Origin of the sequence: Streptococcus salivarius (assembly GCF_000785515.1) — a bacterium.
GTDB classification, from domain to species: domain Bacteria; phylum Bacillota; class Bacilli; order Lactobacillales; family Streptococcaceae; genus Streptococcus; species Streptococcus salivarius.
Genome location: NZ_CP009913.1, coordinates 1,277,309 through 1,290,928, shown reverse-complemented (window position 1 = coordinate 1,290,928; position 13,620 = coordinate 1,277,309). Strand labels below are relative to the sequence as shown.

13 protein-coding genes are annotated in these 13,620 nt (G+C 40.4%); all 13 read left to right on the top strand.

Annotated elements, in window-relative coordinates; genetic code table 11:
- The first annotated feature begins 7 nt into the window (after positions 1-7).
- The 13 genes from prfA (at position 8) to dltD (ending at position 13,588) form a co-directional block, all read left to right on the top strand.
- The gene (gene prfA / locus SSAL8618_RS06205) at positions 8-1,087 is read left to right on the top strand and encodes a peptide chain release factor 1 (protein WP_002891161.1); all 1,080 of its coding nucleotides are present in this window, start codon (positions 8-10) and stop codon (positions 1,085-1,087) included.
- Positions 1,084-1,917, top strand: coding sequence for a peptide chain release factor N(5)-glutamine methyltransferase (gene prmC, locus SSAL8618_RS06200; RefSeq protein WP_004182055.1), 834 nt, complete (start codon positions 1,084-1,086; stop codon positions 1,915-1,917). Before prfA ends, prmC begins: the two co-directional genes overlap by 4 nt.
- On the top strand, positions 1,904-2,509 hold the full coding sequence (locus SSAL8618_RS06195) for an L-threonylcarbamoyladenylate synthase (protein WP_004182037.1): 606 nt from the start codon (positions 1,904-1,906) through the stop codon (positions 2,507-2,509). The genes prmC and SSAL8618_RS06195 overlap by 14 nt, the downstream gene beginning before the upstream one ends.
- Positions 2,510-2,601: 92 nt before the next feature.
- Complete coding sequence (glyA, locus tag SSAL8618_RS06190; RefSeq protein ID WP_038676185.1) at positions 2,602-3,852, top strand: serine hydroxymethyltransferase; 1,251 nt, start codon at positions 2,602-2,604, stop codon at positions 3,850-3,852.
- Between the two features lie 5 nt (positions 3,853-3,857).
- Positions 3,858-4,835 carry a nucleoid-associated protein gene (locus SSAL8618_RS06185; RefSeq protein WP_004182031.1) on the top strand — a complete coding sequence of 326 codons (978 nt, stop codon included), beginning with the start codon at positions 3,858-3,860 and terminating at the stop codon, positions 4,833-4,835.
- A 1-nt stretch (position 4,836) separates the two neighbouring features.
- Complete coding sequence (locus SSAL8618_RS06180; RefSeq protein WP_022496709.1) at positions 4,837-5,448, top strand: lysozyme family protein; 612 nt, start codon at positions 4,837-4,839, stop codon at positions 5,446-5,448.
- A 30-nt stretch (positions 5,449-5,478) separates the two neighbouring features.
- Positions 5,479-7,218 carry an ABC transporter ATP-binding protein gene (locus SSAL8618_RS06175; protein ID WP_038676183.1) on the top strand — a complete coding sequence of 580 codons (1,740 nt, stop codon included), beginning with the start codon at positions 5,479-5,481 and terminating at the stop codon, positions 7,216-7,218.
- On the top strand, positions 7,208-8,956 hold the full coding sequence (locus SSAL8618_RS06170) for an ABC transporter ATP-binding protein (RefSeq protein ID WP_038676182.1): 1,749 nt from the start codon (positions 7,208-7,210) through the stop codon (positions 8,954-8,956). The genes SSAL8618_RS06175 and SSAL8618_RS06170 overlap by 11 nt, the downstream gene beginning before the upstream one ends.
- A gap of 179 nt (positions 8,957-9,135) precedes the next feature.
- Positions 9,136-9,267 (top strand): teichoic acid D-Ala incorporation-associated protein DltX, encoded by a 132-nt coding sequence (locus SSAL8618_RS06165; RefSeq protein ID WP_002885174.1) that lies wholly within the window; start codon positions 9,136-9,138, stop codon positions 9,265-9,267.
- Positions 9,268-9,275: 8 nt separating this feature from the next.
- Positions 9,276-10,826 carry a D-alanine--poly(phosphoribitol) ligase subunit DltA gene (gene dltA / locus SSAL8618_RS06160; RefSeq protein WP_038676180.1) on the top strand — a complete coding sequence of 517 codons (1,551 nt, stop codon included), beginning with the start codon at positions 9,276-9,278 and terminating at the stop codon, positions 10,824-10,826.
- A complete protein-coding gene (dltB, locus tag SSAL8618_RS06155) occupies positions 10,823-12,070 on the top strand; it encodes a D-alanyl-lipoteichoic acid biosynthesis protein DltB (protein ID WP_022496705.1) in 1,248 nt (415 codons plus the stop codon). Before dltA ends, dltB begins: the two co-directional genes overlap by 4 nt.
- Positions 12,071-12,087: 17 nt before the next feature.
- Positions 12,088-12,327, top strand: a complete 240-nt coding sequence (dltC, locus tag SSAL8618_RS06150; protein WP_002891149.1) for a D-alanine--poly(phosphoribitol) ligase subunit DltC — start codon at positions 12,088-12,090, stop codon at positions 12,325-12,327.
- Positions 12,320-13,588 carry a D-alanyl-lipoteichoic acid biosynthesis protein DltD gene (gene dltD, locus SSAL8618_RS06145; protein ID WP_038676178.1) on the top strand — a complete coding sequence of 423 codons (1,269 nt, stop codon included), beginning with the start codon at positions 12,320-12,322 and terminating at the stop codon, positions 13,586-13,588. The genes dltC and dltD overlap by 8 nt, the downstream gene beginning before the upstream one ends.
- Positions 13,589-13,620 lie beyond the last annotated feature (32 nt).

The window sequence follows — 13,620 nt, the reverse complement described above, 5'->3', positions numbered from 1 at the left end:
ATAACAAATGAATATTTATGATCAGTTACAAGCGGTTGAAGACCGTTATGAGGAATTGGGTGAATTGCTTAGTGACCCTGAAGTCGTTTCAGACACTAAACGCTTCATGGAGTTGTCGCGTGAAGAGGCAAATACTCGTGAAACTGTGACAGCATACCGTGAGTACAAGCAAGTCATCCAAAGTATCTCAGACGCTGAAGAGATGATTAAGGAAGCAAGTGGTGATCCTGACTTGGAAGAAATGGCTAAGGAAGAACTCAAAGAATCCAAAGCCGCTAAAGAAGAGTACGAAGAACGCTTGAAAATTCTTCTCTTGCCAAAAGACCCTAATGATGACAAGAATATCATCCTCGAAATCCGTGGAGCCGCAGGTGGTGATGAAGCTGCCTTGTTTGCAGGTGACCTTTTAGCTATGTACCAAAAATACGCAGAAACACAAGGTTGGCGCTTTGAGGTCATGGAAGCTTCTTATAATGGTGTCGGTGGTATCAAAGAAGTGGTTGCCATGGTTTCAGGACAATCAGTCTACTCAAAACTCAAATATGAATCAGGAGCACACCGTGTACAACGTGTGCCTGTGACTGAGAGCCAAGGTCGTGTTCATACCTCTACAGCAACTGTTTTGGTTATGCCAGAAGTTGAAGAAGTAGAGTACGAAATTGATCCTAAGGACCTTCGTGTCGATATCTATCACGCATCTGGTGCTGGTGGTCAGAACGTCAATAAGGTTGCGACTGCGGTTCGTATGGTTCACATTCCTACTGGAATCAAAGTAGAGATGCAAGAAGAACGTACACAACAGAAGAACCGTGATAAAGCCATGAAGATTATCCGTGCGCGTGTTGCGGACCACTTTGCACAAATCGCTCAAGATGAACAAGATGCTGAGCGTAAGTCTACTGTTGGTACAGGAGATCGTTCAGAGCGTATCCGTACTTACAACTTCCCACAAAACCGTGTAACGGATCACCGTATTGGTTTGACCCTTCAAAAACTAGATACGATTTTGGCTGGGAAACTAGATGAAGTTGTGGATGCCTTGGTTCTTTATGATCAAACGCAAAAATTGGAAGAGCTTAACAAATGATTCTAGCGGATGTTCTGGCTGACTATGAGAAGCAGCTTGAGGCAGTTGGAGAAGAGCCAGAGGCCCTTTCCTTTGTTTATCGTGGTTTGAAGCAGTGGGACTTGACTCATTTTGTTCTTCAATTGCGTCAGGAAGTTTCAGAGGAAGATGCTGAGCTATTAGCTCATGCATTTAGCCAACTAAAGAAACACAAGCCTGCTCAGTATATCTTGGGCTATGAAGACTTTCATGGTTTACGTTTTCAGGTTGATGAACGTGTCTTGATTCCACGTCCTGAAACTGAAGAACTAGTGGACTTGATTTTAGCGGAAAATCCAAGCACAGAGCTTAAGGTTCTTGATATCGGAACTGGGAGTGGTGCTATTTCGGTATCCCTGAAAAAGAGTCGCCCCCTTTGGCAAGTAACAGCTAGTGACTTATCAGTGGATGCGATAGAGCTTGCTCAGGAGAATGCTAAGCTAAATCAGGTAGCCATCAGCTTTGTTCAATCAGATGTTTTCGAAAATATTTCTGGCAGTTTTGATATCATTGTGTCAAATCCTCCCTATATTTCTGAAAATGATAAGAACGAAGTTGGTATCAATGTCTTGGCTAGCGAGCCAAAGATGGCCTTGTTTGCTGATGAAGAGGGACTTGCCATTTATAGACAGATTATTGAGGAGGCAGATAAGTATTTGACTCCTAGTGGAAAGCTCTACTTTGAAATTGGCTATAAGCAGGGCCAGGATTTGAAGGGACTCTTGTCTCTACATTTTCCAGATAAGCGAGTGCGTGTCCTTAAGGACCAATTTGGACAAGATAGAATGGTCGTGATGGATGATGAAAAGTAAGAAAGTATTAAGAGAAATCTTGGCTGACGGTGGTGCAGTCGTTCTTCCTACAGAGACTGTCTATGGTCTATTTGCTAAGGCTATGGATGAGAGTGCTGTAAACCATGTCTATGAGCTGAAAAATCGTCCTAGAGATAAAGCTATGAATTTGAATGTCGCTTCTTATGAAGATATCCTGTCCTACTCAAAAGAGCAACCCAAGTATTTGAAACAATTGTATGATGCTTTTTTGCCTGGACCTTTGACTATCATTTTAAAAGCTAATGATAAAGTCCCCAGATGGATTAATTCAGGATTGGCGACAGTTGGCTTCCGTTTGCCAAATCATCCTGTCACTAGAGAGCTGATCCAAGCGGAAGGTCCTTTAATTGGTCCCTCAGCCAATAAGTCTGGGGAGGCTAGTGGTCGTTATTTTGACCAAATAAGAGCGCAATTTGATTTTCAGGTGACAGGCTATCAAGATGACGCTGCCTTGTTAGGTGTAGATTCGACGATTTTGGATTTATCTGTTTCACCGGCTAAAATTCTCAGACAAGGGAAGATTACAAAAGAAGACCTATTGGCGGCTCTACCCGAGTTGACCATAGAATAAATGACTAACAGAGACCTATGGAAGTGTGAGATAATTTCCGACTGTATGTGGGTGAGTTGATTGAACCCCATTAGACCTCAAAGGAGACCTCTATGATTTTTGATAAAGAAGATTACAAAGCATTTGACCCTGAACTATGGAACGCCATCGATGCTGAGGCAGAACGTCAGCAAAACAATATTGAGTTGATTGCCTCTGAGAACGTGGTATCTAAAGCTGTAATGGCTGCTCAAGGAACACTCTTGACTAACAAGTACGCAGAAGGCTATCCAGGTAAACGTTACTATGGTGGTACAGACGTGATTGATGTGGTTGAGTCTCTTGCTATTGAGCGTGCCAAAGAACTTTTTGGAGCTAAATTTGCCAACGTGCAACCTCACTCAGGTAGCCAAGCCAATGCTGCTGTTTACATGTCTTTAATCCAACCAGGTGATACGGTTATGGGGATGGATTTGTCAGCGGGTGGACACTTGACACATGGTGCACCAGTTAGCTTCTCTGGTAAGACCTATAACTTTGTGGCTTACAACGTTGATAAGGAAACTGAACTCCTTGATTACGATGCTATTCTTGCTCAAGCTAAAGAAGTACAACCAAAACTCATCGTGGCTGGGGCTTCAGCTTACTCACGTATCATTGATTTTGCTAAATTCCGTGAAATTGCTGATGCTGTAGGTGCATACCTCATGGTAGATATGGCTCACATTGCTGGTCTTGTAGCCTCTGGTCATCATCCAAGTCCAGTTCCTCATGCACATGTGACCACTACAACAACTCACAAGACACTTCGTGGTCCTCGTGGTGGTTTGATTTTGACTGATGATGAAGATATCGCTAAGAAATTGAATTCTGCGGTCTTCCCTGGTTTGCAAGGTGGTCCATTGGAACACGTTATTGCTGCTAAGGCTGTTGCTCTTAAAGAAGCACTTGACCCTGCCTTTAAGGAATATGGGGAAAATGTTATCAAGAACGCAGCTGCCATGGCTGATGTTTTCAATCAACATCCAGATTTCCGTGTTATCTCAGGTGGAACTAACAATCACCTCTTCTTGGTTGATGTGACTAAAGTTGTTGAAAATGGTAAAGTTGCACAAAACGTTCTTGAAGAAGTTAATATTACTTTGAACAAGAATAGTATTCCTTACGAGCAATTGTCTCCATTCAAGACATCTGGTATCCGTGTTGGTAGTCCAGCCATTACAAGTCGTGGTATGGGTGAAGCTGAGAGCCGTAAAATTGCTGAATTAATGGTTGAAGCTTTGGAAAATCACGATAAACTTGAAGTTTTGGAACGCATTCGTGGAGAAGTTAAAGCTCTTACAGATGCCTTCCCACTCTATTAAAAACTATGTTAGATTTATATATTAAACGCATTATCATTCACCAGTTTTCGCCAAATGATACGGAGCTGGTTTTAGCAGAAGGGCCCCTCGAAATAACGCCACGCTTAGATGAGTATTTTCGAAAGAAACTCTCTAAAGTTTTCTCTGATGAGGCTAAACGTGGCTATTTCGATGCAGAGAATGTTTTCATCAGTCATTTAGGAGATGATTTGATGGAAAGCTCAGTCAAGATTGCCCAACTTTGGAAGGAAGAATTTGTCATTTCTGAAGACCAAAAGACCAATGATTTGGTCTTTATTCAGTTTGACAAAGAAGGGCAAGAGTATTTTGCTTTCTTGCGTATTGCTCTCAAGGATAGTTTGATTCATTCTTTGGGAGATAGCCAACATCCTATTCAATTGTCACAAAATAATTTGCCTTCTGCGGCCCAAACACCCGATGAAGCTTTGGTAATCAATCGTAGTAGTAAGCAGTATTATTTGATTGAAAAGCGAATCAAGCATAATGGAAGCTTTGCCAATTATTTCTCTGAAAATCTGTTGCAGGTCCAGCCTGAACAATCTGTCAAAAAATCGATTAAGATGGTTGAAGATACTGCCCAGAAGATTGCTGAGAATTTTAATCAGGATGATTTTAACTTCCAAGGAAAAATGAAATCTGCTATTTTCAATAATTTGGAAGAAGATCAAGAGTTATCACCTGAAAAATTGGCAGACCAGCTCTTTGATAATAATTTGACAGCTCGTTTGACCTTTGTTGATGAGCTCAAAGAGGCCATACCTGAGCCTATCTCGGTATCAGATATTGACCATTCACGTCAAATTAAGAAATTGGAGAATCAAAAATTATCGTTATCGAACGGAATTGAGTTAATCGTGCCTAATAATGTGTATCAGGATGCTGATAGTGTTGAGTTTATTCAAAATCCTGATGGTACCTACTCTATTCTCATCAAAAATATCGAGGATATCATCAATAAATAATATGTTTAAATGGATAAGACGTCTGGCGGTTTTTGTCGTAGTCCTCATCATAGGTATCCAATGCTATCGAATCCATGCCAATATTCAACATGTCTTAACCTATGAATCCATGGTTAAGGAGGTTTTGGCTGAGGACGACATTGAAAATACAACCAATGTCGATTTAGTTCTGGCTATGATCTACACAGAAACCAAGGGGAAGACAGATGACGTGATGCAGTCCAGTGAAAGTTCTACAGGGGTGACCAACTCCATAACAGATCGAAAAGAAAGTATTCGTCAAGGGGTGACGGTGCTGTCGGAAAATCTGGAAGAAGCTGCCCACCATAAGGTGGATCCTTGGACAGCAGTACAAGCCTATAATTTTGGTAAGGCCTATATTGATTATGTGGCTGATAATGGTGGAGTGAACACCGTCGAACTCGCAAAGGCTTACTCTAAAAATGTCGTTGCTCCGAGTCTAGGAAACACTAGCGGGCAAACATACACCTATTACCAACCGGTTGCCATGTACTATGGTGGAGGAAAACTTTATACAAATGGCGGAAATATTTACTACGCTAAGGAAGTACAGTTTAATCTCTTTTTGATGCGTATGTTCTCTCGCCTCTAAGAGTAAGGACGTTAAACTTAGGAAAGACAAATGAAAGCATTATTAGTGTATTTTAGAGGATACATCAAAGACAGTATCCTGGGACCCGTTTTTAAATTAATCGAAGCCAGTTTCGAACTCTTGGTCCCTCTAGTAATTGCTGGAATTGTCGACACAACTATTCCAAATAAAGACCAAAATCATCTGTTTATGATGATTTTTCTCTTGTTCGGACTTGCCGTTATTGGGGTTGTTGTTGCTATTTCAGCACAGTATTTTTCATCCAGAGCAGCCGTTGGCTATGCCCGAGGTTTAACCAATGATTTGTATGCGAAAATCATGCGTTTATCAAAGGAAAAGCGGGATGAGATTGGAACGTCAAGTTTGGTGACACGTTTGACTGGTGATACCTTTCAAATCCAAACGGGCATCAATCAATTTTTGAGGCTCTTTTTGAGGGCACCAATTATCGTGACAGGAGCCATTATTATGGCATTCCGAATTAGTCCACGCTTGACCCTATGGTTTCTTGGCATGGTCTTGGTATTGACTCTTATTATTGTACTAGCCAGTCGCATCGTCAATCCTTTATATGCCAAGATTCGAGTGATTAATGAATCGATTGTTACCAATACGCGTCAACAACTTGAAGGTATGAGGGTTATTCGGGCTTTTGATCAAAGTGAGCGTGAATTAGATAACTTTACTGCCGTCAACAAAGACTTGAAGAAGTGGCAGCTCAAAACAGGAGTGATAGCAAGTCTCATTAGTCCTTTGACTTTCTTGGTTGTTAATATGACCTTGATTGCTATCCTTTGGCAAGGAAATCTGCAAATTCAAGTTGGTCTTTTGTCCCAAGGTATGCTGATTGCTCTGGTCAATTATCTCTTGCAAATTTTGACGGAGCTCCTTAAATTGGCCATGATGTTGACTAATCTGAATCAAAGTTTTATTTCAGCGAAACGGGTACAAGCTATTTTTGAACTCCAAGATGAGGATATTGAAGCACCTTTAGAAGTCCGAACTTCTAGTCAGGCTTCCACAGTGCTAGCTATTGATCAGATGACCTTTACCTATCCTACGGCTAGTCAGCCATCACTTCAAGAGATTCATGTAAGTCTTACTCAAGGTCAGTCACTAGGTATTATTGGTGGTACAGGTTCGGGTAAATCGACATTGGTGAACTTAATCATGAACTTATATCAGCCTCAGATTGGTTCATTAGCTATTTTCAAAGATCAAAAATCACCAAAAAACCTTAAAGAGTGGCGTTCTTGGGTTGCCTACGTCCCGCAAAAAGCTGAGCTATTTAGAGGAACTATTCGTTCAAACTTGTCATTAGGACTTGACCACGAACCGAGTGAGCAAGAACTCTGGCATGCTCTTGACATGGCTCAGGCTGCTGATTTTGTTAAAGACAAAGATCTTGGTTTAGATGAGCCAGTTGAGTCATTTGGCCGTAATTTTTCGGGGGGTCAACGTCAACGTTTGACTATTGCGCGTGCGCTGATGAGACCAGCACCATTCTTGATTTTGGACGACTCCACTTCAGCCCTAGATTACTTGACTGAAAGTCGTCTACTAGCGGCTATCAGAGACAATCTTAAATCAACGAGTTTGATTATTATTTCGCAAAGAACAAATAGTCTAAAAGCTGTTGATCAAATTTTGGTGCTTGATAAGGGACATCAAGTTGGCTTAGGTAATCATGAAGAATTGCTTGCCACAAATAAACTCTATCAAGACATTCATTATTCTCAACATCAAAAGGAGGTCGCTGATGAAGGCTAGAAATAATAAATCAACGCTTAAACGTTTAAGTAGAGATATCTTAAGTCAGCGTTACCTCTTTGCCTTAGCAACTGTTGGGACCATTATTCAAGTTGCCTTAACGGTTTACTTACCTATCTTAATTGGTGATGCAGTGGACGCTGTTCTTAAGATGAACGCCGTTCTATTGATGTCACGTTTAATTTGGCAGATGCTTGTAGTTATCTTAGCTAATAGTGCAATCCAGTGGCTTAACCCTTTGATTTATAATCGATTAATTTATTCATATAGCGAAAGTTTACGTGAACGAGTCATGATGAAAATTCATGCTATGCCACTTAGTTATCTTGATCGTCAAGGAACTGGAGACATGGTTAGCCGTGTGACTACAGATAGCGATCAGTTAAACAACGGACTTCTCATGGTCTTTAACCAATTTTTCGTTGGGCTTTTGACTATCTTTGTCATAATCATTACCATGGCTCGCTTAGACTGGTTCATGATGCTCTTAGTTCTAGTGATGACGCCTCTGTCAATGCTTGTGGCACGTTTTATCGCAAAGAAGAGCTATCAACTCTATCGCAATCAAACTAAATGGCGAGGCATGCAGACTCAGTTGATTGAGGAAAGTCTGACTCAAGAAGCTTTAGTACAGAGTCTAAATGCTCAAGACCAGATGGTTAGGAGTTTTAAAGACGTCAATGGTAAGTATGCTGATTATTCACAGGGTGCTATCTTTTATTCGTCAGCAGTTAACCCAGCTACACGTTTTGTCAATAGTCTGATCTATGCTCTCATTGCAGGTGTTGGTGCTTATCGAATCATGTCGGGTGGCGCTTTTACAGTGGGACAATTGACTACCTTCCTAAATTATGTCACCCAGTATACCAAACCTTTTAATGATATCTCATCTGTTCTATCTGAACTTCAAAGTGCTTTGGCCTGTGCTGATCGCCTTTATATGATATTGGATGAAGAGGAAATAACAGAAACAGGTAAGGCGGTCTTGGAAGAAGCAGATGTGCAGGGACGTTTTCAATTTGACCATGTCCAATTTGGCTATTTGCCTAATAAACCTCTTATCAAGGATTTGAGTATTGATATCCCTGCCGCAAGTACTGTTGCCATTGTTGGTCCAACAGGAGCGGGGAAATCTACCTTGATTAACCTACTTATGCGTTTCTATGATTTGGACAAGGGGAACATTCTACTGGACGGGAGACCTATTACAGATTATACCCGTGAGAGTCTTCGGAAACAGATTGGGATGGTTTTGCAGGAAACTTGGCTTGAGGTCGGCACTATTCATGATAATATTGCCTATGCTAATCCAGAAGCCAGTCGTGAAGAAGTCATAGCAGCGGCCAAGGCTGCCAATGCAGATTTCTTTATTCAGCAGTTGCCTCAAGGTTATGACACCTACTTGAATGATGCGGGACAATCCCTTTCTCAGGGACAACGTCAGCTTTTGACCATTGCTCGCATATTTGTCAATGTGCCTAAAATCTTAATCTTGGATGAAGCCACTTCTAGTATCGATACCCGTACAGAGCTTCTCATTCAAGAGGCTTTTGCTAAATTAATGAAAGGTCGAACAAGTTTCATCATTGCCCATCGATTATCTACCATCGAAAATGCGGACCTTATTTTGGTCATGAATAATGGGGATATCGTTGAACACGGAACCCATGAACAACTGATGCAAGCTAAGGGAATGTACTATCGTATGCAGACGGCCCAAAAGACACAAAATAGTTAAATCCAACAGAGCTTTTAAGCTCTGTTTTCTTTTATCATTTTAGCTAACCATTTATCACTAAAAACTATTGATGAAAAAGAAATGAAATTTAGTTATTTTTTCTTTTTTATTGGAAAAAATGGCGATAAGATGGTAAACTAAAGAGGATATTATATAAAAAAAAGGTATCGAAAATTAGAATGTTAAAACATAAAAACGTCCTAGTGTTTTTAGGACAAACCTTGCTTTATTTCGCCATTTTTATGGCCCTAATTTATCTCTACAATTACCTAGGACAAGGTCAAGGTAATTTTATCTATAACGAATTTTAGGAAGAATAATGACGAATACAAAAATTAAAGATATGATTGAAACGATTGAGCAGTTTGCTCAATCACAACCTGACTTTCCTGTTTACAATATTTTAGGGGAAGTTCACACTTACGGTGACTTAAAAGCTGACTCGGATAGCCTAGCTGCCAAGATTGATAGTCTTGATATTTCAGAAAAATCACCTGTTGTGGTTTATGGCGGTCAAGAGTATGAAATGTTGGCAACTTTTGTCGCTTTGACTAAATCTGGTCACGCTTATATTCCAATTGACAGTCACTCAGCTCTTGAGCGCGTGACGGCAATTGTTGAAGTAGCAGAGCCTAGTCTGATTATTGCTATCAATGACTTCCCACTTGAGGATGTCCAAGCTCCAATCCTAACATTGGACCAAGTGACAGCAGCTTTTGAAAGCAAGACTAGCTATGAAGTGACTCATCCTGTTAAGGGGGATGATACTTATTACATCATCTTTACATCAGGAACTACAGGTAAGCCTAAAGGGGTACAAATTTCACACAATAATCTCCTCAGTTTCACTAACTGGATGATTACGGACAAGGAATTTGCGACTCCAACACGTCCACAAATGCTGGCTCAACCGCCTTATTCATTTGACTTATCGGTAATGTACTGGGCACCTACATTGGCACTTGGAGGAACACTTTATGCTCTTCCTTCAGCCATTACACAGGACTTCAAGAAGCTCTTTGAAACGATCTTCTCACTTCCAATTGCCATTTGGACATCAACACCATCTTTTGCAGATATGGCAATGTTGTCTGAAGACTTCAATGCAGAGAAGATGCCAGAAATTACGCATTTCTATTTTGATGGAGAAGAGTTGACTGTCAAGACTGCTCAAAAGCTTCGCCAACGTTTCCCAGAAGCACGTATTATCAATGCTTACGGACCAACTGAAGCAACTGTAGCCTTATCAGCAGTAGCAGTAACTGATGAGATGCTGGCTAACCTTAAGCGTTTGCCGATTGGTTATACCAAGGACGATTCACCGACTTATATTATCGATGAGGATGGCAATATCCTTCCAAATGGTCAACAAGGTGAAATCATCGTCTCAGGACCAGCAGTTTCAAAAGGATATATGAACAATCCTGAAAAGACTGCGGAAGCCTTCTTCGAGTTTAATGACCTTCCTGCTTACCATACTGGTGATGTAGGAACGATGACTGATGAAGGTCTCCTTCTTTACGGTGGTCGTATGGACTTCCAGATTAAATTTAATGGTTTCCGTATTGAGTTAGAGGATGTTTCACAAAACCTTAATAAGTCTAAGTATATTGATTCAGCAGTAGCTGTGCCACGTTACAATAAAGACCATAAGGTTCAGAACCTCTTGGCTTATGTGATTCTTAAGGATGGTGTTCGTGAGCAGTTTGAACGTGAAATTGATATCACCAAGGCGATTAAGGCTGACTTAGAAGATATCATGATGTCTTACATGATGCCTACTAAGTTCCTCTATCGTGAGAGCTTGCCTTTAACACCAAATGGGAAAATTGATATCAAGGGTCTTATCAGTGAGGTTAACAACCGATGATTGACTTCTTGAAACAACTACCCCATTTAGAAGCCTACGGTAACCCCTTCTATTTTATCTATCTTGGATTAGCTCTATTGCCAATCTTTGTGGGTCTCTTCTTTAAAAAGCGTTTTGCGATTTATGAGTGTTTGGTAAGTCTAGCCTTTATTGTTCTCGCTCTGACAGGAACACATGCTAGCCAATTACTAGCCTTACTCTTCTATATTGTTTGGCAAATCATCTGGGTTTATTCCTACAAACATTACCGCAGTAAAAAGGACAATAAATGGGTTTTCTATTTACACTCATTTCTTGTAGTCCTTCCCTTGATTTTTGTTAAGGTAGAGCCTGCGATAAATGGTACTCAGTCACTCTTAAACTTTCTTGGTATTTCTTACTTGACCTTCCGGTCAGTTGGTATGATTATCGAGATGCGGGATGGCGTCTTAAAAGAGTTTACACTTGGAGAATTCCTCCGATTCATGCTCTTTATGCCAACCTTTACGAGTGGTCCTATTGATCGCTTCAAACGCTTTAACGAAGATTACCAAGCGATTCCTGAGCGAGACGAGCTGATGAATATGTTGGAGCAAGCTGTAAAATATATCATGCTTGGTTTCCTCTATAAGTTTGTTTTGGCTCAGATTTTCGGAAGTATGCTCTTGCCTTCACTGAAAGCGCAAGCTTTGGCTCAGGGTGGTATCTTTAATTTACCAACACTTGGTGTCATGTATGTTTTCGGTTTTGATCTCTTCTTTGACTTTGCAGGTTACTCGATGTTTGCCTTGGCAGCATCAAACCTTATGGGGATCAAGAGCCCAATCAACTTTGACAAACCTTTCATCTCACGAGACTTGAAAGAATTTTGGAATCGTTGGCATATGAGTTTGTCTTTCTGGTTCCGTGACTTTGTCTTTATGCGTTTGGTTATGGTTTTGATGCGTAACAAAGTTTTTAAAAATCGTAACACGACATCAAATGTTGCCTATGTCATTAATATGATGGTTATGGGATTCTGGCATGGAGTTACCTGGTACTACATTGCTTATGGTATTTTCCATGGTATTGGTCTAGGAATTAATGATGCCTGGTTACGTAAGAAGAAGACCATTAATAAAGAACGTAAGAAAGCTGGTCTTGAGCCACTTCCTGAAAATAAATGGACGAAGGCTTTGGGAATCTTTATTACATTTAACACTGTTATGTTGTCATTCTTGATTTTCTCTGGATTCTTGAATGACCTTTGGTTCACTAAAAAATAAGTAAAGGAATTATAAAAATGGATGTAAAATCAGAAGTTATTGAAATTATTGATGAACTCTTCATGGAAGATGTTTCAGACATGATGGATGAAGACCTTTTCGATGCTGGTGTTCTCGACTCTATGGGAACAGTTGAGCTTATCGTTGAATTGGAATCACGTTTCGATATTCGTGTGCCAGTTTCAGAATTTGGTCGTGATGACTGGAACACAGCTAATAAGATTGTTGAAGGGGTAACGGAGCTTCGCAATGCTTAAGCGTTTATGGCAAATTTTTGGCCCTATAATCTGTGCCTTAGTCTTGGTAGTAGTAGTTATTTTTTCCTACCCTCAAGGCAGAAAACATAATTATGAGGTTGAAAAACGTAACGCAGTAACCTTGACAACTGAGAACTTTAAGAGCCGTATTAATAAGACGACAGCTCTTTCTGATAAGAATCATCGATTTGTCCCTTTCTTTGGGTCTAGTGAGTGGTTGCGTTTTGATGCCCTTCATCCAGCTGTTTTAGCTGAAAAATACGACCGTAACTATCGCCCATATTTTATTGGACAACGTGGGGCTGCCTCTCTAAACCAATATTTGGGAATGCAACAAATGATTCCTGAATTGAAAAATGGGACAGCAGTCTACGTCTTGTCACCACAGTGGTTTACTAAAAAAGGTTACAATTCTGCGGCTTTCCAGCAGTTCTACAATAACGACCAACTTAGTAGTTTCTTAAGTCAAAATCAGACGGATGCAAATTCTCAATATGCTGCTCAGCGTATCTTAGAGATGAAACCTGAGATTACTATGAAATCTCAACTTTTTAAAGTGGCTAATGGACAAGATTTAAATTCTCTTGATAAGACTTATATTCAATTTATGGCAGAGCTTAATAAGCGAGAAGATGCCTTGTTCAGTCCTTTTGCAGCATCAAATAATGCAAATTACGACAAGAAGGTTCTTCCTTATCTTAAAGAGTTGCCAGACAAGTTCTCTTACGAGGCACTTGACCAGGTTGCCGTAAGAGATGCAGAAGCTCATACCAAGTCAAACGACTTTGGTATCGATGACCGTTTCTATAAGAAACGTTTGGCTAAAAAGATTGGTAAACTTAAAGGTTTCCAAAAGAATCTTTCGTATGAAGTTTCACAAGAATACGGTGACCTACAGTTAGTCTTAAATCAATTTGCGAAGTCAAATACTAACGTTATCTTTGTCATCCCACCTGTTAATAGCAAGTGGATGGCTTATACGGGACTAAGTCAAGAAATGTATGACGCTACGGTTTCTAAAATCCGTTATCAATTGGAAAATCAAGGCTTCACCAATATTGCTGACTTCTCAAAAGATGGAGATCAACCTTACTTCATGCAAGATACCATTCATATGGGATGGAAAGGTTGGGTGGCCTTTGACAAGGCTGTTGATCCATTTGTAAGTAATCCAACACCCGCACCTAGCTATAACTTGAACGACCGCTTTTATAGTAAGGATTGGGCAGGTTATACAGGGGCTCCTAGTCAGTTTAAGTAGCATTACTTAATAAATCAAAAAGGCTTGTTAAA

What these genes read in the sequence shown, in the direction of transcription:
- SSAL8618_RS06165 (WP_002885174.1), top strand. Translation starts at nt 9,136, where the DNA reads ATGTTAAAACATAAAAACGTCCTAGTGTTTTTAGGACAAACCTTGCTT.
- dltD (WP_038676178.1), top strand. Translation starts at nt 12,320, where the DNA reads ATGCTTAAGCGTTTATGGCAAATTTTTGGCCCTATAATCTGTGCCTTA.
- dltA (WP_038676180.1), top strand. Translation starts at nt 9,276, where the DNA reads ATGACGAATACAAAAATTAAAGATATGATTGAAACGATTGAGCAGTTT.
- glyA (WP_038676185.1), top strand. Translation starts at nt 2,602, where the DNA reads ATGATTTTTGATAAAGAAGATTACAAAGCATTTGACCCTGAACTATGG.
- SSAL8618_RS06180 (WP_022496709.1), top strand. Translation starts at nt 4,837, where the DNA reads ATGTTTAAATGGATAAGACGTCTGGCGGTTTTTGTCGTAGTCCTCATC.
- SSAL8618_RS06170 (WP_038676182.1), top strand. Translation starts at nt 7,208, where the DNA reads ATGAAGGCTAGAAATAATAAATCAACGCTTAAACGTTTAAGTAGAGAT.
- SSAL8618_RS06185 (WP_004182031.1), top strand. Translation starts at nt 3,858, where the DNA reads ATGTTAGATTTATATATTAAACGCATTATCATTCACCAGTTTTCGCCA.
- prfA (WP_002891161.1), top strand. Translation starts at nt 8, where the DNA reads ATGAATATTTATGATCAGTTACAAGCGGTTGAAGACCGTTATGAGGAA.
- SSAL8618_RS06195 (WP_004182037.1), top strand. Translation starts at nt 1,904, where the DNA reads ATGATGAAAAGTAAGAAAGTATTAAGAGAAATCTTGGCTGACGGTGGT.
- SSAL8618_RS06175 (WP_038676183.1), top strand. Translation starts at nt 5,479, where the DNA reads ATGAAAGCATTATTAGTGTATTTTAGAGGATACATCAAAGACAGTATC.
- prmC (WP_004182055.1), top strand. Translation starts at nt 1,084, where the DNA reads ATGATTCTAGCGGATGTTCTGGCTGACTATGAGAAGCAGCTTGAGGCA.
- dltC (WP_002891149.1), top strand. Translation starts at nt 12,088, where the DNA reads ATGGATGTAAAATCAGAAGTTATTGAAATTATTGATGAACTCTTCATG.
- dltB (WP_022496705.1), top strand. Translation starts at nt 10,823, where the DNA reads ATGATTGACTTCTTGAAACAACTACCCCATTTAGAAGCCTACGGTAAC.